Annotated in this window: 13 protein-coding genes, 2 tRNA genes and 3 pseudogenes; 11 read left to right on the top strand and 7 right to left on the bottom strand. The window is 54.5% G+C overall.

Features of this window, described 5'->3' with window-relative positions; all coding sequences use genetic code 11:
- Positions 1-111 precede the first annotated feature (111 nt).
- A tRNA-Leu gene (locus TPCCA_RS00735) sits at positions 112-193 on the top strand.
- 73 nt (positions 194-266) lie between these two features.
- Here the strand turns inward: TPCCA_RS00735 and TPCCA_RS00730 are convergent.
- Positions 267-2,237, bottom strand: coding sequence for an AMP-dependent synthetase/ligase (locus TPCCA_RS00730; protein WP_049774978.1), 1,971 nt, complete (start codon positions 2,235-2,237; stop codon positions 267-269).
- A gap of 109 nt (positions 2,238-2,346) precedes the next feature.
- Between TPCCA_RS00730 and TPCCA_RS00725 the strand changes: the two genes are divergently transcribed.
- The 3 genes from TPCCA_RS00725 to TPCCA_RS00715 are packed head-to-tail and all read left to right on the top strand — an operon-like array spanning position 2,347 to position 5,748.
- Positions 2,347-3,354, top strand: a complete 1,008-nt coding sequence (locus tag TPCCA_RS00725) for a thiamine ABC transporter substrate-binding protein (protein WP_013944846.1) — start codon at positions 2,347-2,349, stop codon at positions 3,352-3,354.
- The gene (locus TPCCA_RS00720) at positions 3,351-5,093 is read left to right on the top strand and encodes an ABC transporter permease (protein ID WP_245522152.1); all 1,743 of its coding nucleotides are present in this window, start codon (positions 3,351-3,353) and stop codon (positions 5,091-5,093) included. Before TPCCA_RS00725 ends, TPCCA_RS00720 begins: the two co-directional genes overlap by 4 nt.
- A complete protein-coding gene (locus tag TPCCA_RS00715) occupies positions 5,086-5,748 on the top strand; it encodes an ABC transporter ATP-binding protein (protein WP_013944844.1) in 663 nt (220 codons plus the stop codon). The genes TPCCA_RS00720 and TPCCA_RS00715 overlap by 8 nt, the downstream gene beginning before the upstream one ends.
- Here the strand turns inward: TPCCA_RS00715 and TPCCA_RS00710 are convergent.
- Entirely contained in the window at positions 5,699-6,232 is a 534-nt protein-coding gene (locus TPCCA_RS00710; RefSeq protein ID WP_013944843.1) for a methylated-DNA--[protein]-cysteine S-methyltransferase, read from the bottom strand. The two genes, TPCCA_RS00715 and TPCCA_RS00710, sit on opposite strands and share 50 nt — an antisense overlap.
- A 170-nt stretch (positions 6,233-6,402) precedes the next feature.
- Between TPCCA_RS00710 and TPCCA_RS00705 the strand changes: the two genes are divergently transcribed.
- The 3 genes from TPCCA_RS00705 to TPCCA_RS00695 are packed head-to-tail and all read left to right on the top strand — an operon-like array spanning position 6,403 to position 9,607.
- On the top strand, positions 6,403-8,130 hold the full coding sequence (locus TPCCA_RS00705) for a TrkH family potassium uptake protein (RefSeq protein WP_013944841.1): 1,728 nt from the start codon (positions 6,403-6,405) through the stop codon (positions 8,128-8,130).
- 39 nt (positions 8,131-8,169) lie between these two features.
- Positions 8,170-8,862: a potassium channel family protein gene (locus tag TPCCA_RS00700; protein ID WP_013944840.1), complete on the top strand. Its 693-nt coding sequence runs from the start codon at positions 8,170-8,172 to the stop codon at positions 8,860-8,862.
- Positions 8,863-8,869: 7 nt separating this feature from the next.
- Positions 8,870-9,607, top strand: coding sequence for a hypothetical protein (locus TPCCA_RS00695; RefSeq protein ID WP_013944839.1), 738 nt, complete (start codon positions 8,870-8,872; stop codon positions 9,605-9,607).
- Here TPCCA_RS00695 and TPCCA_RS05205 read toward each other — a convergent pair.
- The 4 genes from TPCCA_RS05205 to TPCCA_RS05530 all read right to left on the bottom strand — a co-directional run bounded on the left by TPCCA_RS05205 (position 9,554) and on the right by TPCCA_RS05530 (position 12,379).
- Positions 9,554-9,745, bottom strand: a complete 192-nt coding sequence (locus TPCCA_RS05205) for a major outer sheath C-terminal domain-containing protein (RefSeq protein ID WP_083815490.1) — start codon at positions 9,743-9,745, stop codon at positions 9,554-9,556. The genes TPCCA_RS00695 and TPCCA_RS05205 overlap by 54 nt on opposite strands.
- 276 nt (positions 9,746-10,021) lie before the next feature.
- The gene (locus tag TPCCA_RS00690; protein WP_049774992.1) at positions 10,022-11,221 is read right to left on the bottom strand and encodes a hypothetical protein; all 1,200 of its coding nucleotides are present in this window, start codon (positions 11,219-11,221) and stop codon (positions 10,022-10,024) included.
- Between the two features lie 250 nt (positions 11,222-11,471).
- Positions 11,472-11,544 (bottom strand) — tRNA-Val (locus tag TPCCA_RS00685).
- A gap of 148 nt (positions 11,545-11,692) precedes the next feature.
- Positions 11,693-12,379, bottom strand: a complete 687-nt coding sequence (locus TPCCA_RS05530) for a hypothetical protein (RefSeq protein ID WP_041609983.1) — start codon at positions 12,377-12,379, stop codon at positions 11,693-11,695.
- Positions 12,380-12,625: 246 nt separating this feature from the next.
- Here TPCCA_RS05530 and TPCCA_RS00675 point away from each other — a divergent pair, with 246 nt between their 5' ends.
- Together TPCCA_RS00675 and TPCCA_RS00665 are read left to right on the top strand one after the other, a co-directional pair.
- A complete protein-coding gene (locus tag TPCCA_RS00675; RefSeq protein ID WP_144011656.1) occupies positions 12,626-13,873 on the top strand; it encodes a hypothetical protein in 1,248 nt (415 codons plus the stop codon).
- A 239-nt stretch (positions 13,874-14,112) separates the two neighbouring features.
- Positions 14,113-15,904 (top strand): annotated as a pseudogene (locus tag TPCCA_RS00665) (major outer sheath N-terminal domain-containing protein).
- Positions 15,905-16,710: 806 nt separating this feature from the next.
- Here the strand turns inward: TPCCA_RS00665 and TPCCA_RS05600 are convergent.
- A pseudogene (locus TPCCA_RS05600) lies at positions 16,711-17,063 on the bottom strand (hypothetical protein).
- A gap of 104 nt (positions 17,064-17,167) precedes the next feature.
- Between TPCCA_RS05600 and TPCCA_RS05760 the strand changes: the two are divergent.
- Positions 17,168-17,389 (top strand): annotated as a pseudogene (locus TPCCA_RS05760) (major outer sheath C-terminal domain-containing protein); the annotation flags it as partial.
- Between the two features lie 160 nt (positions 17,390-17,549).
- Positions 17,550-17,951, top strand: coding sequence for a major outer sheath C-terminal domain-containing protein (locus TPCCA_RS05590; RefSeq protein ID WP_013944830.1), 402 nt, complete (start codon positions 17,550-17,552; stop codon positions 17,949-17,951).
- Positions 17,952-18,352 lie beyond the last annotated feature (401 nt).

Genomic DNA, 18,352 nt, shown 5'->3' with positions numbered 1-18,352 from the left:
GAAGGTCGGCGTGAACTCAGAGCATGCCTCCTTTTTGAAAGGAAAAACGAGAGAATACACAAAAAGCCATTGATCTCCTGAAGCCAAATATGACAGGCTTGCGCCCGCTGTGCGGCGGTGGTGGAAGTGGTATACACGCTAGCTTGAGGTGCTAGTGCCGTAAGGCTTGCTGGTTCAAGTCCAGTCCGCCGCAAAGGCCCGTGGGCCAGGGTTTGCGGAGCAGAGGAGCGACGTACACGCCCGTTCCCCTGCCACCAGGGACCCTGCTAGGAAAAGAGCTGCGCGATCTCCTTTGCGTACAGGTCGGCGACCCGGTGGCGCATTACCTCCTGCTTTGCGGAAAGCTCCACTCCCACTTCAAAGACCTTCGGCAGAAGCACAAAACGATTAATCCGCTCGAATATCTTAAACCCGTTCTCGGGTGATATCCGCTTTGCTATTTCCTGCTCGAAAAACTTCACCACCGCAGGATTTACTAGCAATTCTTCCATGCACTCTGTGCGGAGTTCCTGCGCCTCTGCCCACAGCCGCAGCTCTGCCTCGTCCGGAACTATCAACGCCGCCAAATACCGCTCATCCTGCCCGACTACCACTGCACGCGCAATAAAACGGGACTCCTGCATACTCATTTCGAGGGGAACTGGCTCCACGTTCTCCCCACCACGCAGCACAACTGTATCCTTCTTACGTCCCCGTAACACAATCTGTCCACCCACGCAGCGGTAGCCAATATCCCCCGTATTAAACCAACCGTCTGCATCTAACACCTGCGCGGTAAGCTCAGGATTTTTATAGTACCCCTGCATTATATTTTTGCCGCGTACAAGCACTATCCCCTTATACCCCACCGGAAGCTGGGCGCCAGTGTCATCCACAATCTTCACTTCATTGTACGCGCAGGGTGTACCCACGGAACCGAACACTGGTCTGCGCTCACTGCGCATGGCAATTACCGGCGCCGTTTCCGTCAGACCGTACCCCTCAAGCACTCTCACGCCAATAGCGTACAAAAACTCATCCACATTTGGAGGAAGCGCGCCCCCCCCTGAGATAGCAGTCTTAAAGGAGGTACCAAACTCCTTCCGTACCTTGCGGAACACCAAGACGTTTCCAAGAAAGTGCAGAGGAACTAAAAGGAGCCACGGCACACAGGCAAACAGCGGCGCACAAAACTGCGCACGACGCGTGGTATGCGTACGCAGCCCAAACACACTGCGGTAAAAGTAAGCGTACGCTTTGCCTGCTGCCAAAAAGAAATGGAAAAGTGCTGCAGCAACACCCCCTTTCTTACGCACATTCTTGAAAATGCCATCGTGAATGGCCTCCCAGATGCGAGGCACAGAAGGCAAAAAGTGAGGATTAAGCTTTGCCAAATCCGCAAGCATCACCGACCCTACCGGCTTGGAGTAAGCAACGCCCCCTGCGTGGGACAGTACCACATACTCGCTAATTCGCTCAAAAACGTGCCACACAGGCAACACTGACAACGCGATATCCCCCGGACACACGGTCAGCCTGTGGGAGATATCGATTAACTGACAAAGAAAATTCTCGTGCGAAAGCACCACTCCCTTCGGGGTGCCCGTGGTACCGGATGTGAAAATAATAGTAGCAACGTCCGCACGCGTGGTACGCCCAATCTCATCCTCTATCCTGCCTGGATGGTGCACCCGAAACTGTGTCCCATGCGCGAGTATGTCCTGGTAGGTGAAAAAAGAACACTTCCGCGCAGAACCGTCCTCATTCTGGACAAACTCATCCTTCATCGCCTGGTACGCACCGCCCGCATCCAACAGCACGATCTGCGACACGCTCGGCAACGCATCAAAACACCGCGCGAGTTTTTTCAACTGCGCGTCATTCTCCACAATTACGGTGCGTGCCTCTACCGCACCGAGAATCTGCACAAGATCACGCTCGGTAGCGTCAGAGCCGCGCGGGACGTCTGCTGCACCAAGCGCCTGAATACCAAAGCTCGCGTGGAGCCACTCAACCCGATTGTCGGAAATCAAACCAATGCAATCACCACGACCACATCCAATGCTGGCCAGACCCGCGGCAAACAGGCAAACATGCTCGTAAAACGAGGCAAAAGAAGTAGTTTCAAAGACTCCTGAGCTACTTTTAGCATACTGAGCAGGCAGCTGCGCGTACGCACCAGCAACCTGCGCGACAAGGTGAACGAGATTCTTGCTCCGTTCAATCCGCTCTTCGGAGGACGTACAACACACACTCATGCGGGCGAGTGTACCGAATGCACTCCCTTTGAGCAAGACAGCAGCACTGTACCCCTCACCCTGGATAGGAGCTCTAGAGCTATGCTATAGTCCCCGGCGGGGAGGGGCTATGGCTCACCGTATGCGTGTTGTCTTCTGCTGCGCTGCAGCGTTGTCGCTCTGCTGCTGTAGTCGCAGCCGGACGGACGCGCCGTCGCTTGTTATCTATGTCTACGACTCCTTTGCTTCTGAATGGGGACCTGGCCCTGAACTTGCGCGGCGCTTCTACGCGAAAACAGGGTATTCCGTTCAGTACGTGGTGTTTGAGGACGTCACGCGCGCTATTCATCGTGCCATCCGCGATCAGCACACGCCGTCATCCAGAGGTGCCGATCTTATCATCGGGGTTGACCAATACACCCTCCCCCTTGCGCGTGAAGCAGATCTCTTCAGTCCCTACCAACCGGCCCTTCCGCTTCCTCACGCCTTGCGCATAGACCCACACAACCTCGCAGTCCCCTATGACTGGGGGTACGTCGCCTTCATGTTCAACACAGACGCTGAGCTTCCCGAGCCACAGCGGCTTTCAGATCTTGCAAATCCCGTCTACGCAAAAAGCATTGCACTTGCAGACCCGCATACTAACGTGCTTGGTACGATCTTTATCGGTTGGGCCCACACATCACTCGGCGCTGCATGGCCTGCGTTCTGGAATACGCTCTATCGCGCGAATCTCCTTGCGCTCGCCCCGAGCTGGAGCGCCGCATACGGCTTGTTCACCGCAGGGGAAGCCGCACTGGTACTTAGTTACACCACAAGTGCAGCATACCACCTGCACCATGACAACCATACGCGCTTTAAACCTCTCCTCTTTCCCGAGGGCCACCCCATGCATATCGAAGGTATTAGCCTGGTGAAGCGTACGAAACATGCGCGGGTTGCTACTCAGTTTATCGACTTTCTGCTCAGCACTGAAGCGCAGGAGCTCCTTCCCCTCACTCAGTGGATGTACCCGGCCAATCCTGACGTACCGTTGCCTGCCGCATTCTCTGCAGTCCCTCAACCTGCCGCCTGCGTGTCTCTCTCGCCGCAGATGTGCCGCGCTGCAGCAGCGGCATTACACGCATCAACCCCATGACCACGCTCTTACATCCGTGCCGCCGCTCGTGTGCGTCTGGAGCTCTCTATCTGACAAGAGGAAGGGACGCGCGCAACTACTGTGTTGCTCTCATCTGTGCGTTGTGCTTCTCGCTGAGTATGGGCACATTCCTTATCCCCGTGTTCACGGCGGGAAGCGCCTTTTTCTCTAAACCGAGATTAGAAAACACTGCGGCACATCCCTCACCGGGAGCTTTGCAGACAGGTTCCCCCATCACTCCTTTCTTCTTCCCTCCCGGCACGCCTGGTGCCGCACGCTTTGGGACACTGTTTGCGCAGAGCGTTTTTCAAGCACTCTGCTCAGCGGTGCTCGCGTGCGCAGTAGGTTTTGGCGCCGCGTTTTTTTTTGTAAAACGCTCCCTTCGCGCGCGGGCGTTTTTTCCTGCACTCTGCGCCATACCACTTGCTGTCCCGCCCTTAACCATGGCGCTGGCATTTCTTCTTTCCTTCGGGAAAAATGGTTTGTGCACGCGTACGCTCGGCACACTCTGGGGTGTCTCCACGCCACGCACCTTTTTATATTCTGCCTCTGGCGTGGTGATTGCGCACGCCTGGTATAATTTTCCCCTCGCACTCGCTATCATCGCTAGAGCCTGGAATACCATCTCCACAGACGCTGAAGACGCCGCGCGCCTGTTAGGCGCGCGCGCGTATAGAGTTTTCTATACCATCACCCTTCCTGCACTCGCCGGCGCACTGCGTTCTTCCTTTCTTGTTATTTTTTTGTACTGCTTTTTCAACCTCATGATGGTGCTCTTACTCGGCGGCACAACGTTCACCACGTTGGAAGTGGAGCTCTATCGCAGTATACGAACACAGGCTGCACACCCCTACGCGAGTACCCTCGCACTGAGTCAGACGTTTTACGCACTGCTTATGATCTGGGGCGTTTCCACAGAAGAATCGCAGCAGGCGCAGTCGTGCGTAGCGCGCACACGCCCTCTGCCCACACAAAGCATACAGGGAAACATTGAGCGCATAGGATTTTTTGCACTGCTGTGCGGAATTCTTTTTTTTCTCATTCTCCCTCTTTTTTCTCTTATTCTTCACTCAATAACGCGCCACCGTACAGGAAGGACCGTATCGTTCACCCTCACTGCGTGGCACACCCTTTTTTCTGCGCCATCGTTCTGGCATGCGCTGCGCAGCACCATATGGATCGGCTTTTGGAGTTTTTGCGTCACTGTCGGTAGCGTGCTGTGCTACGGATATATGGTACTCATGCGACACGTTTCCAGATGGAAAACACGCCTACCCTTTCTACCCCTCGCAGTTTCTCCTATGGTGCTCGCCTTTGGCTGGTCGCTCATGCCGCGGTGTGCTTCGCGCATACTCTTGGTGTGTGCCCAAAGTGCACTTGCATTTCCCTTCGCATGGCTGTCACTGTACTCAACGCTCATGCGCATTCCTACACCTGTTATTTTTACAGGACAGATGTTGTCGCGCAACCGACTAGATTTTTTCTTACGTACTATATGCCCCTTATGTAAAAAAGGAATTGTAAGTGCTGGCGTATACGCCTTTGCACTCAGTGCGGCGGACGCTGCATTTCCGCTCGTGTTAGAAATTCCTGACTTTCAAAGCGTAGCATTACTGCTTTACCGTCTCTCGAGCACATACCGTTTTGCAGAAAGCTCTGCGCTTGCTCTGGTGCTATCGCTTGCAAGCAGCGTGCTTTTAATAGGCGTACACCAATGTAAGGAATACTCCTATGGATAATAGGCCGTACGTAGTAGTACAAGAACTGACAAAAGTATGGGAAGAAAAAAGGATCAGCCTGTCTTTCTCGCTGAGGCAAGGCACATCGCTCGCACTGTTAGGCGCATCTGGCTGCGGCAAGTCCACCATTCTAAAAATGATTGCAGGCCTTATCACTCCAGATCATGGATCGGTTTTTATCGCTGGAACAAACGTAACTCATTGGGCTCCTGCACGTCGGAGAATTGGAATGATATGCCAAGATTTTGCGCTGTTTCCTCACCTTTCTCTTGAAGACAATATAGGCTACGGATTAGTTTCCCAGGGACTCACAAAAAAAACTGCGCGCGTGCATGCTCGGGAGTGGATGGCACGCTTTGGTTTACAGAACATGGAGAAACGATCGGTAACCACGCTGTCCCATGGGGAAAAGCAACGGGTGGCGCTTGCACGTAGCCTTGCGGTCCGCCCTGCGCTCATATTGTTTGACGAAGCGCTTTCTGCAATAGACGCAGATTTACGGACTACGTTGCAAGGAGAGCTGCGCGCGCTGCAGCGTTCACTTGGGTACACTGCAGTCTACGTCACGCACGACAGTACAGAAGCGGCAGTCCTTGCGGACACCGTCATTCACATGCGCACACAGCCGCCTCTTGCTGCAGCAAAAAATGCTTGAGAGCACTCCCGTACGCAAAATCGCCGATTGATGCACGCGCACTTATTACCCGATGGCAAGGAATAAGCAAAAGCAGCGGGTTGCGATGCAATGCCTGTCCAACTGCGCGTGCGGCGCGTGGACAGCCGATGTCCTGTGAAAGCTGTGCATAGCTTTTTGTCGTGCCGTACGCGATGTTGCGCGTGGCGCCCCAGACGCGTTGCATAAAAGGCGTGCCCTCTGCCGTGACCGGTACTGAAAACTCGCGCAGCGCTCCACAAAAGTAAGCGTGAATTTGGGACTGCGTCTCACGCAAGAGCGCCGTTTTACCCGGGCACACGTGCTGCGCGCACACACCAGATACAGGAGATCCTCTTGGACCAACCCGATGGAGCCACACATACACAATAGTGTGCGCTCGCTCGGCTATGCACATACGACCGAGCGGTGTTTCCATCTCTAGATACAGCAAGGGAAAACGTATCCCACCCTGATGCACAGACATTGCCTGTCTCCCCCCCCTCCACGAACACAGATATCTTCGTTTTTCAAAGAAAAACTACATCTGATCTTTACAACCTGTGTGTTCTTATCGTGTTCGTATATGCGTACGAGCTCGCTCATGCACCCTCCCCATACAGACAGAGACTTGAGCTCTCCTGAAAAATAGCTATAATGCGCCCCATGCATATTGGCAATTTCACTCATCTTACGATGCTCGTGTTGTGCCTTGCGATTCGTTTGTGTGATCAATTCCTCCCGTTCTCGGTGCAGTTTTTCACGATTGTAGGAGACGTGGGGATCTTGGTGCTTGTATGGTCTTCCCTTGCTTCTTCCCTGAACAAAGAGAAGTATGTGCGCACCTTTCTGCGCCAGTACACCGTACCGGTGTTCCTTGGATTGCTCATCACGCTCCTTACCTTCGTGCGTGCAAGTGTGACGCTTACCACTGCCTCCGGTGATCTTTACACCACGCTGACACATATACAGAATATTACGCTCGGTGTCTTTGCACTCATCGCCTTCAAAGCACAAAAGAAGTTTGCAGAGCGGGCAGTATCTAATCCATCACAGACGTTAATTGTTTCCTTTTTGGTGGTAATTTTCATAGGCACACATCTTCTGATGTTTCCCGGTGCCACGCCGCATAGTCAGCCCCTCCCCATGCTGACTGCCTTGTTCACTGCAACATCCGCGGTATGCGTGACAGGGCTCTCGGTCATTGACGTTGCAACGCAGCTGAGTACGTGGGGAAAAGCCATCCTCGCTGCACTCATTCAGATTGGGGGACTAGGATTTATGGTGTTTTCGTTTTTTGGTATGATCACCATAAAGAAAAAGATGAGCCTCGAAAGCAGACTCGTCGCCTCGCATCTGGTGAGCGACAGTGACATGGGCAGCCTATCCCATAACCTAAAGCTCATTATTTTCTCAACCTTTTTCATTGAAGCGCTCAGTGCGCTGTTTCTATTCATCGGTTTTAGCCAAACAGAAGGCTATACCATACAGTCTCTCGGCAATGCCTACTTCCATGCGATATCTGCGTTTTGCAATGCGGGGTTCTCCCTGTACCCAAACAGTTTGGAATCATTCGTTTCCAACCCATGGATAACGTTCCCCATTGCCTTTACCATCATATTGGGGGGAATCAGTTTTGTGGTCATCGATGAAGTACTGTGCCGTGTCCACGGAAGTATCAAAAACATTTTTTTTAAGGGAAAAAATATCCTCGGCTCTCTCAGCCTGAATACTTTTGTCGTGTTGAAAGCAACTGTTCTGCTTCTTGCTGTTTCTTTTGTTGGTATCTATCTACTCGAACATACTCACTCCATGAAAGTCTATCAGGTAGGCACGCAGTACCTGGCCGCCTTTTTTCAAGCGGTGACGCTGCGAACGGCAGGATTTTCTACTATCCCGTTTTCAAACCTCCGTACGGCGACGTTGTTTTTTATGACCTTTATTATGTTCGTAGGAGGAGCGTCAGGGAGCACGGCAGGGGGGATCAAACTTAATACAGCGGCAGCGATTATCGCTTCTTTTCGCTCATTCATCCATCATGATCCAAAGCCACGCATTAGAAATCTAGTTATTCAGGGTAAGCAGGTTGAGCGGTCGTTTCTTATTCTAGGGTTCGGTATTTGCACAGTGTGCCTTGCAGGTTTCTGCTTGAGTTTGACGGATAACATCCCGTTCATTTACCTTTTGTTCGAGTCGGTTTCTGCATTCGCAACGGTTGGTCTTTCAGTTGGGATAACTGCCAATCTCAGTACTGCAGGGCTGATGATCCTCTTAATTCTCATGTTTACCGGCAGGGTGGGAACCTTGACTATTTTAACTGCAGCAAGTAAAGAAGAACAGGACATGAGCGTCGAATACGCGTGTGGGGACTTAGCCATTGGTTGATGCGCGTAACGTGTGCATGCGCGACGTGAAAGGAACATCATGGCAGTGAAGAGAAATTTTGCTGTGGTCGGCTTAGGGGCTTTTGGCTATCGCGTTTGCGAGGTACTTGTCCAAGGTGGGGGAAGTGTTGTCGCGATAGACAACAATGCCCAGACCGTTGAGAAGGTCAAAAAGGTTGTATCCGTTGCTATTCTCATAGACACCACAAGCGAAACAGAGCTCATGAAAGCGCCGCTGGATGACGTAGACGTCGCAATCGTTGCTATTGGAACCAATCTGCAGGCGAGCATTCTTACCACAGCGCTGTTGAAGCAACGGGATATTCCTTACATCCTTGCGCGTGCAACTTCTCCAATACACGAAACTATCTTGCGCAAGATAGGCGCAAACGAAATCCTAAACATCGAAGTAGCGAGTGCTACAACCATCGCCAAGCGATTGGTTGCTCCTGACGTCACGGATGCCATTGCTATGACAGACGATATTTCCTTACGGGAAATTGTTGCGCCACGCTTTTTTACCGACAAAACACTTGAAGAGCTGGAATTGAGAGAAAAGTTTAACGTAAAGATTGTGGCAGTGGTGCGCACAGATATGGATATCGACCCGACGGGAAACTCCCTTCCGAAAAAGAATATTTACTACCCGGATAACGCGTTCACCTTCAAACGTGCCGATCGGATGTTTGTGCTTGGCCACAATCGTGATTTGCGGGAATTAACCCAAATCTGAGCGTTGGGTGCAGCCGCCGCGCCCAGCCTGTCAAGACGAAGGAACTCATGGAAAGGAGGTGTGTATGCTCTTGATACAGAAGAAGCGTCTGCTAATCGTGTTAATAGTCTCCTTTCTCTCCATTCTTTTTTCTGCCGGGTATGCGTTCCGTATAGGGATGTTGCATGCGCATAAGGGATCGGCTGAAACCATTTTGTTTTATGGATTCGTTGCTGCTGCTTTTCACTTCATTTTGTCCCTTTATCTTATGCTTCACGCGCATCACAAAAAGAAAGAGTTGTTGAAGCTTGCGGACATGCTGCGTTATGGGGGGAGTATTGGAGAGAGTCATTTTAAAAAGTTTGGTGTATTAGGAACGCAGATACAGTTCCTTCTCAAGGAACTCCTTGCGCTTTCAGCGCAAAAGAGCTTGAAGATTGCCGCGCTCAGCGGTTTGCAAAGAGCACTGACAGAGCTTGTCCCCACACCAGTTATTATCATCGACTTGAACGGAACTATCCTCGATATGACAAAGGGCGCACGCAAACGAGTACAGCGCGCAGACAAAACCCTTACGATTGAACATATCTTTCCGGCAACAGACAGTACGCGCGCAGTCCAAGAAGCGGAAAAGACACACACGCCCGTGGAACAAGAGGGGGGCATTGTGTTCATCCCAGTTTTCTCGGCAGTTGGTAACATTTCGCACTTTTTAGTGGATATTTCTAAGCAACCCGCTTCGGACGAACCCCTGTCCCTCGCGTGAGCACACCCACCGAGGGACAGCCCCTACGAATTGCCAACGCTCCGTCACGTTCTTCTCTATCACTACATTGCTGTTCTCTTGTAGCTTGCCTTGCTCCCAGCTCAGCCGAACCTCCACCTTCTCTAACGGACTGACCACTACCCCACACTCGTAATACCCACAATATTCCTTGCTCCACGTCTGACTGCACCGTCGTGCGTCCGCATGGGTGTGGTATCGGTGAGAAAGACATCTTTAAACACATTGCTGGCCTTCGATGCGGGCGGACGTCCCACACCGGGAAGTTGATGTCTAGGATTGGGGCTGGGGCTCGGGGTAGGGCATAGTCGCCAGAAAGCGTGGAATTGTAACTACAACCGGGAAGTAAATGGCTGGGGGTAGGGCTTGCTCAGATGAAGAAAAGAAAACGCCCCGTTACTCGCGATTCCAGGTATTCGTAGCGGTGTCGAACTTCCAGAGCCCGGTGTACGTATCGTTCGTGTCTCCCACCGCCACGTAGAGGTCTGGTCTTTCGCAGTTTGCTGAGGTGTCCCGCTTTTTCCGACCACCGCCAGGTTTTTTTTCGATTACGTAAATACCGCTCACTGCCCAGCGGCCGATCGTACTACGATACTGCTCGGCGCTGCGTTTCGGGGTGGAGCTCTTCTCATCCCAGCCGGTTTGATCGTGTACATTCTGTTCCTTCAGGTGGACGCACTGTGCTCCGTTCCCGCTGCTTCCTGAACTTCTTTCCAACTTTATCTCTCCGTAGCCCTGCCGGCCCCCGATGAGCAAGAACTCGTCGTTGCCGTTTTTGAAGAACGCTATGGAGTGCGCGTCTGCTACCTTATGGGCAACACTGTGTGCCCCGGCTGGCGCCGGCGCTGCTGCTGCGGCAGACTGCGGGCAATCCTGAATTTTCTTTTCGCTTTGATTAACTTTTTTGCAGTACACCTTGTCTTTCGTGAGGATATAAACGTGCCCGCTCCCGTCGTCAGTTGCCGCAAGAATCGGCGGAACTGGTTCTTCGCCATCACTCTTTGCCACGGTAGAATCACCACCGACACACACCTTTTTGGTGGTAACTAAAAACCCGTTACCGGCGTGCAGGCAGAACTCATTCATTTCTCCTAACGCAGTCGTTCCATTACTGGTACTGGTTTCCCCAACCTTATCATCCGTGTGGTTAAGAAGGTACACGCCTGATGTCCCGGTCCCTACCACGCTGAGTGCTTTTTCTGTGCCACTCAGGGCAGACAGACTTCCGTTTGTCTGGCAGTCCTTATGCTGCCACTTGTACGCCCCCTTGCCAGGAATGCAGGCAACGAGTACGCCATTCCCACCGTTGTCTGCCGCAAGGCTCGTGATGCGGCTGCCGCCTATCACCGAGTCAAAACAGGACACCGGCTTCCACTCAGTGCCGCTCGGATCCTTTTCCCAAAGCCGGCCGTTGGTGGCGTAGAGCTTACCCCCGGCCTTGACCAGCCCATAAATCGCCCCCGGAATAGACGGCGACTTAATGGCAACTTCCTGCTGAATGGTGGCAAAAATGCCGGAGAAATCACAGGTTGTCAGCAAACTCGTGCCGCACAGGCACACCGTAGCGCGCACCACCGTGCACACCCGGCGCCTCATATACTGCGTATCCATCGTACTCCTCCCCACACACAAAACGCCCTCTTCTCGGAGCGCGCACACACCCTGAAAAGACACGGCCCGCCCGACGGCTCGGGTCTTCCCGTACAACACCAGTTAAGAAAAAGGCCGCGTCCCGGGGCAGCACGCGGTACACGAGCGCGCTACAAGACACGAACAGGAGGTGGGAACCCACACCCGTTGCCAGCCCAGTCGTCCTTTATCCGATAGCAGAAACGCGGCTGCACGTTGGGCGCTAACGGGTTTGAACCGCTGACCTCTTGGGTGTAAACCAAGCGCTCTGCCCGCTGAGCTAAGCGCCCTGCGTATTGTTTTGGTATGCGACCGCGCGCGACGCACAAGCGCGTCGCGCAGTGCCTATACCGCCTTCCATGATACCCCGACACTGCGCGGCGCGCAACACGATGTACTGCATTCGGCGGCACGCCCAGGACTCGGCGGATGCGCGCGTCAGAGGTGATAGCGGATATCTACCCCGGCGGTGACAAACTGCGCAGTGCGCGTGTTGGTCTGCTTGTCGTTCCGCTCAAAAACCTTTTCGCAGGCCCTCGGCACGCCGCTGTACGCAGCACTGGCGCCCACCGACCAACGCTCAGTGAGCTGGACGTAACAGCCAGCCCCCGCTTTGAGCAACAGGCCGCAGTACGTGGACGTGTTGTAATGCTGATAATTGAAGCCAGCCCCCACCGTCAGTGGCAAGCGGATGCGCCAGAAGGCGAGCGTGTACCCGGCGGTGAGCGCAATGGGGACGGCGATGTACGAGCACAGCTGGTTCACGTTGTTGTACGGATAGCTGCAGTAGTGCTGCGCGCTCGCATCAATCCCGAGCGACAGGCCGCGATACACAAAGTACTCGTATCCAAAAGACACCCCAAACGCGGGGTAAACTTCCTTATTCCCGTTGGCTGCAACGCCCTGCAGATCCCCGCGGGCGGTATTGCACCAGTTCACCTGGAAAAGGGGCACCGTTCCAATAAACGAAACGCGCGCGATCCCCCGCCCCGCGGCGGTTACATCCCACGATGCGGCAGGCGCCACCTCCTGCGCATACGCCGCACCCGCGGCAACACCCACCCCGTAGGCGCAGACCTGCAGAAAGCGTATCCCGTGTGCCGCGCACTGTTTTAGCTGTTTCATACGTTTTTTCGCTCCACACCTTTCAAAAAGCTGCGGGCAACCCACACAGCCTCCCAAAATTCTACCCCCCCCGGCCAACATTTGTCGAGTTCTTTTTTTGCAGGAGGGTCGCGCCCCGCGCACCCATAGCACGCGGCACCCACACGGTGCCCCACGCACCACCGCTGCATACCCAGTGCGCGCCTGTAACATTCTGACCGAGGAGGTTTTTTCTCACATCAGGGAGGTTTTATGTGCAAACCGCGAATGAATGGCTCTAACCCTACGCTTCCCCTACTCCCGCGCGTACGGCGGGGCAGGCGTAGGGCGCGCACTGCGGTGCGCGCTACGGTGTGCCTGTGCGGCACGAGTTTGCTGACAACCTGTGATTTCTCCGGCATTTTTGCCACCATTCAGCAGGAAGTTGCCATTAAGTCGCCGTCTATTCCGGGGGCGATTTATGGGCTGGTCAAGGCCGGGGGTAAGCTCTACGCCACCAACGGCCGGCTTTGGGAAAAGGATCCGAGCGGCACTGAGTGGAAGCCGGTGTCCTGTTTTGACTCGGTGATAGGCGGCAGCCGCATCACGAGCCTTGCGGCAGACAACGGTGGGAATGGCGTACTCGTTGCCTGCATTCCTGGCAAGGGGGCGTACAAGTGGCAGCATAAGGACTGCCAGACAAACGGAAGTCTGTCTGCCCTGAGTGGCACAGAAAAAGCACTCAGCGTGGTAGGGACCGGGACATCAGGCGTGTACCTTCTTAACCACACGGATGATAAGGTTGGGGAAACCAGTACCAGTAATGGAACGACTGCGTTAGGAGAAATGAATGAGTTCTGCCTGCACGCCGGTAACGGGTTTTTAGTTACCACCAAAAAGGTGTGTGTCGGTGGTGATTCTACCGTGGCAAAGAGTGATGGCGAAGAACCAGTTCCGCCGATTCTTGCGGCAACTGACGACGGGAGCGGGCACGTTTATATCCTCACGAAAGACAAGGTGTACTGCAAAAAAGTTAATCAAAGCGAAAAGAAAATTCAGGATTGCCCGCAGTCTGCCGCAGCAGCAGCGCCGGCGCCAGCCGGGGCACACAGTGTTGCCCATAAGGTAGCAGACGCGCACTCCATAGCGTTCTTCAAAAACGGCAACGACGAGTTCTTGCTCATCGGGGGCCGGCAGGGCTACGGAGAGATAAAGTTGGAAAGAAGTTCAGGAAGCAGCGGGAACGGAGCACAGTGCGTCCACCTGAAGGAACAGAATGTACACGATCAAACCGGCTGGGATGAGAAGAGCTCCACCCCGAAACGCAGCGCCGAGCAGTATCGTAGTACGATCGGCCGCTGGGCAGTGAGCGGTATTTACGTAATCGAAAAAAAACCTGGCGGTGGTCGGAAAAAGCGGGACACCTCAGCAAACTGCGAAAGACCAGACCTCTACGTGGCGGTGGGAGACACGAACGATACGTACACCGGGCTCTGGAAGTTCGACACCACTACGAATACCTGGAATCGCGAATGAGTGGCTCTAACCCTACGCTTCCCCTACTCCCGCGCGTACGGCGGGGCAGGCGTAGGGCGTAATTTTGAAAAATCGAGCAGATTCTCAGTACAAGAAGAGAGTATAGGTGCGCCGGGTTCTGCGCGTACCGCTTTGCAGTTCAAATTGTTTTTGCTTTCCCGCCTCTTTTTTATTTTTACGTCACATATTTCCTAGACGGGTGGGGGGGGGTGAGGTAGAAGTGAGAGGAGGGGGAGTGAGTGGGCAGGCAGGTGATGCAAGCGGGGGTACGTGCGGGCGTGGTATGTGCTGCCTCTGGTTATGCAGGCGTACTCACCCCGCAGGTCAGTGGCACAGCCCAGCTCCAGTGGGGCATTGCGTTCCAGAAGAATCCACACACTGACCCGGGCAAGCACACCCATGGGTTTCGCACTACCAATAGTCTGACTATTTCCCTGCCGTTGGTGTCAAAGCACACCCACACCCGCCGAGGGGAGGCACGCTCAGGGGTGTGGGCACAGCTGCAGCTGAAGGACCTGGCAGTAGAGCTTGCATCTTCTAAAAGCTCAACGGCCCTGTCCTTTACCAAACCTACCGCTTCCTTCCAGGCAACCCTGCACTGTTATGGGGCCTACCTGACAGTGGGTACCAGTCCTTCCTGTGTGGTTAACTTCGCCCAGCTGTGGGAACCCTTTGTCGACCCGTGCCTATTCAGAAAAGAACACTCGCTATGCCCCTGGTTTCTCCGGCTCCGGGGCAAAACTCGGCTACCAGGCCCACAATGTGGGAAACAGCGGAGTAGATGTGGACATCGGTTTCCTCTCCTTCCTTTCCAATGGTGCCTGGGATAGTACTGACACCACGCACAGCAAGTATGGCTTCGGGGCCGATGCAACGCTTTCCTATGGCGTCGACCGTCAGCGGCTGCTTACGTTGGAGCTGGCAGGGAATGCCACACTGGAGCAGAACTACCTCAAGGGTACCGAAGACCCCAAGAACGAAAACAAAACAGCACTCCTGTGGGGAGTAGGAGGCCGACTCACCCTCGAACCAGGCGCCGGCTTCCGCTTCTCCTTCGCCCTCGACGCCGGTAACCAACACCAGAGTGACGCACAATTCTACGCTAGAATGGCTCCCTCACAGAGGGTCCATGAAGTCATCAATAGTCTTGGGGACACGCTGCTGACCTCCCCGAAACAAGATGTTGTTTCATTCTTTGTGCAAGAACTGAGCAAAGGCAGTCTTTTGGAGAAAGCTGGCTTAGTAACGCTCTTGGCGCAGCGGACCATCGTCAGCTTAGCGTCAACCGGTGGTTACCTAAGACATCTGAATGGCAAAGGCCTAGAAATAAACATGAGGCTCATAGAGCAGCAGAAGAATCCTGACGCGCGGATGCGGACAGCACTCTTTATTTCCTGGTTGCAATTCACGTACACCAAAACGCTCAACATAGACGCGCTCCTGGGTATGCAGTGGAGGTGGCTTTCCTCCGGCATATACTTTGCCACCGCAGGCACTAATATCTTTGGAGAACGTGTTTTCTTTAAGAACCAAGCAGATCACTTTGATTTTGCCGGATTCCTCAAGCTCGAAACCAAAAGCGGTGACCCCTACACCCACCTGCTCACCGGCCTGAACGCCGGCGTCGAAGCACGCGTGTACATCCCCCTCACCTACATCTTTTACAAAAATAACGGAGGTGCGCAGTACAAGGGAAGTAATTCGGACGGCGTCATCAACACGCCTATCTTGAGCAAAGCGTGGTGCAGCTATCGCATCCCCCTCGGTTCCCACGCCTGGCTTGCACCGCACACATCCGTGCTATGGGCAACAAACCGCTTCAACCACAACCAGAGTGGGGATGCGCTCCTGCGTGAGCATGCGCTTCAGTACCAGGTGGGACTGACGTTCAGTCCCTTCGAGAAGGTGGAGCTCAGCGCCCAGTGGGAACAGGGGGTGCTTGCTGACGCTCCTTACATGGGTATTACTGAGAGCATCTGGTCCGAACGCCACTTCGGCACCTTTGTCTGTGGAATGAAAGTGACATGGTAAAAACGCGTGCACTCCCCGTGCGTTCTAGCGGCTATGCCGCAGCCCCAGCCATCAACTTCCCGGTGTGGGACGTCCGCCCGCATCGAAGGCCAGCAATGTGTTTATAGACGTCTTTCTCACCAATGCCATGGACATGCAGACGCACGACTGCGCACGCTCCATGGGGCATAAGAAAAACGGAGCGAATGGCGACATAGGCGCAGACTGCGTGAGTGTGGAGACCCGTTCAGCCTCTCAGGCGATGCCGCGGGCATTGCATCTGAAACTGGTGGCGCCGGAGCCCTCAGGCAAGAAGGCACACATTAAGGGACAGACGCGGCCTGCCTCATACCGACTGGGAGGGCAAAGACAGTCAGGGCAAGGCCCCAGCAGGAACTTCCAGCACGTACGGCGGTACGAACAAAAAGGCCACGCCCCCTGCTGCTCCTGCTGTTCCTACGAAGTGGAAGGCAGAATATTGCTGAGTATGCCCGCGCGGAAATAAGACGAACGTACGAACCCTCGTCTACTCAGAAAACCCGAGCCCTACCCGCAGCCGCAGCCGCAGTCAACAACGACATCTTATAGGATGCAGGCGTACATGCCCGTCCACTACAAGGTCCTGACCGGACCCCAAGCCCAAGCCGCAGCCAACATCAACTTCCCGGTATGGAGATGCCTCACGCACATCGCAGGCCAGCAATGTATTTCAGGGAGTATTTCTCAACATGGCCATGACCGCACACGACTGCGCCAGCCTCGTGGGGCGTAAGAAAGACGGAGCGCAGGGCACCGTAGGCGCGGACTGCGTGAATGTGGAGGCTCGTTTAGCTTCTCAGACGTGTCGGGGGCATTGCATCCGATGGTGGCACCATCAAGCAGGGAGGACAGCGTGCACTGGGAGGGCAAAGACAGCAAGGGCGTCGTCCAAGCAGGAGCAAACCACAGCACGTACAGGCGGTACGAACAAAAAAGCTGCTGCTGCAGCCCCTGCTCCTGGTACGAAGTGGAGCACAAGAACAGGACACGCGCGCACATCCTCTTCACACAAAAAACCTTGTCCCACGCCCGAGCCGCAGCCCCAGCCGGAGCCAACGACATCTCATAAGACGCAGGCTGTACATGCCCGTCCATTGGAAAGCCCTGGCCGGAGCCCTACCCCGAGCCCCAGACATCTTATGGGATGTCGGGGCTAAAGTGAGTATGAAGCTTTGGGGTATGTGTGCACTGGTTGCTACAGACGTGGGGCATAAGAGAAACGTCCGAGCCCAAGCCCAAGCCGCAGATGCGTTGTTGACGTTGGGATATCGTTGGTTCTCGGCGGGAGGATATTTCGCATCGAAGGCCAGCAATGTGTTTAAAGATGTCTTTCTCGCTAGAAACATGGACATGCAGACGCACGACTGTGCTACTTATATCAAGCTCGAAACCAAAAGCGGTGACCCCTACACCCACCTGCTCACCGGCCTGAACGCCGGCGTCGAAGCACGCGTGTACATGCCCGTCCATTGGAAAGCCCGAGCCGCAGCCCCACCCGGAGCCCCTGATAAGATTTTAGACTTCTACTCTCCTGCGCACGAGAGTCCGGTCAGTCACCACCGTGCGCGTATATTCGGGGGAGTATTTCTCACCAATAACATGCTGCAGCACGACTGCGCAGTCAGACGTGGGGCATAAGAAAGAGAATGCAGCGAACGTCAATGGCACCGTGAGCGCCGGCACGCGGGCATTGCATCCGAAGATGGTAGCGCCGGAAACCTCAAGCATGGAAAGCCGCGCGCAAAAGACGCAATTCCACCCTGACGGGGAGGGCAAGTCAAACACGGGCGCCGCCCGAGCAGGAAGAAACCACAGCGCCGCGTTTGCACGCTATGCTCCTGCTCTTACGAAGTGGAGCAAAGGATATTGTGGGTATTACGAGTGTGGGGTAGTGGTCAGTCCGTTAGAGAAGGTGGAGGTTCGGCTGAGCTGGGAGCAAGGCAAGCTACAAGAGAACAGCAATGTAGTGATAGAGAAGAACGTGACGGAGCGTTGGCAATTCGTAGGGGCATGTCGCTTGATTTGGTAGAGAACGGCATGCCCGTCCATTGGAACGTCAGTGTACAGTCCCACGCCCGAGCCCTACCCCCAGCCGCAGCCCCAGCCAATGACATCTTATGGGACGCAGGCGTACATGCCCGTCCATTGGAACGCCTTCACCCAAGCCCGAGCCCTGCCCGGAGCCCCAGTCCCAGCCATTTACTTCCCGGTTGTAGTTACAATTCCACGCTTTCTGGCGACTATGCCCGACCCGGAGCCGCAGCCGGAGTCGACATCAACTTCCCGGTGTATGGGGGTGTCTTGCACGCATCGCAGGCTAGCAATGTATTCGAGGGAGTATTTCTCACCACACCCATGCGGACGCACGACATACCCCGCAGTCCCCTCGTGGGGCATAAGAAAAACGCAGCTCCCGATGGCATAGGCGCC

This window comes from Treponema paraluiscuniculi Cuniculi A (genome assembly GCF_000217655.1).
In the GTDB taxonomy this organism is placed as follows: domain Bacteria; phylum Spirochaetota; class Spirochaetia; order Treponematales; family Treponemataceae; genus Treponema; species Treponema pallidum.
This window is presented reverse-complemented; position numbering and strand designations above follow the sequence as displayed.

Coding starts and splice junctions, on each gene's coding strand:
- TPCCA_RS00710 (WP_013944843.1), bottom strand. CDS start 6,232: ATGTCTGTGCATCAGGGTGGGATACGTTTTCCCTTGCTGTATCTAGAG.
- TPCCA_RS00730 (WP_049774978.1), bottom strand. CDS start 2,237: ATGAGTGTGTGTTGTACGTCCTCCGAAGAGCGGATTGAACGGAGCAAG.
- TPCCA_RS00690 (WP_049774992.1), bottom strand. CDS start 11,221: ATGAGGCGCCGGGTGTGCACGGTGGTGCGCGCTACGGTGTGCCTGTGC.
- TPCCA_RS05530 (WP_041609983.1), bottom strand. CDS start 12,379: ATGAAACAGCTAAAACAGTGCGCGGCACACGGGATACGCTTTCTGCAG.
- TPCCA_RS00675 (WP_144011656.1), top strand. CDS start 12,626: ATGAATGGCTCTAACCCTACGCTTCCCCTACTCCCGCGCGTACGGCGG.
- TPCCA_RS00720 (WP_245522152.1), top strand. CDS start 3,351: ATGACCACGCTCTTACATCCGTGCCGCCGCTCGTGTGCGTCTGGAGCT.
- TPCCA_RS00725 (WP_013944846.1), top strand. CDS start 2,347: ATGGCTCACCGTATGCGTGTTGTCTTCTGCTGCGCTGCAGCGTTGTCG.
- TPCCA_RS00705 (WP_013944841.1), top strand. CDS start 6,403: ATGCGCCCCATGCATATTGGCAATTTCACTCATCTTACGATGCTCGTG.
- TPCCA_RS00715 (WP_013944844.1), top strand. CDS start 5,086: ATGGATAATAGGCCGTACGTAGTAGTACAAGAACTGACAAAAGTATGG.
- TPCCA_RS00700 (WP_013944840.1), top strand. CDS start 8,170: ATGGCAGTGAAGAGAAATTTTGCTGTGGTCGGCTTAGGGGCTTTTGGC.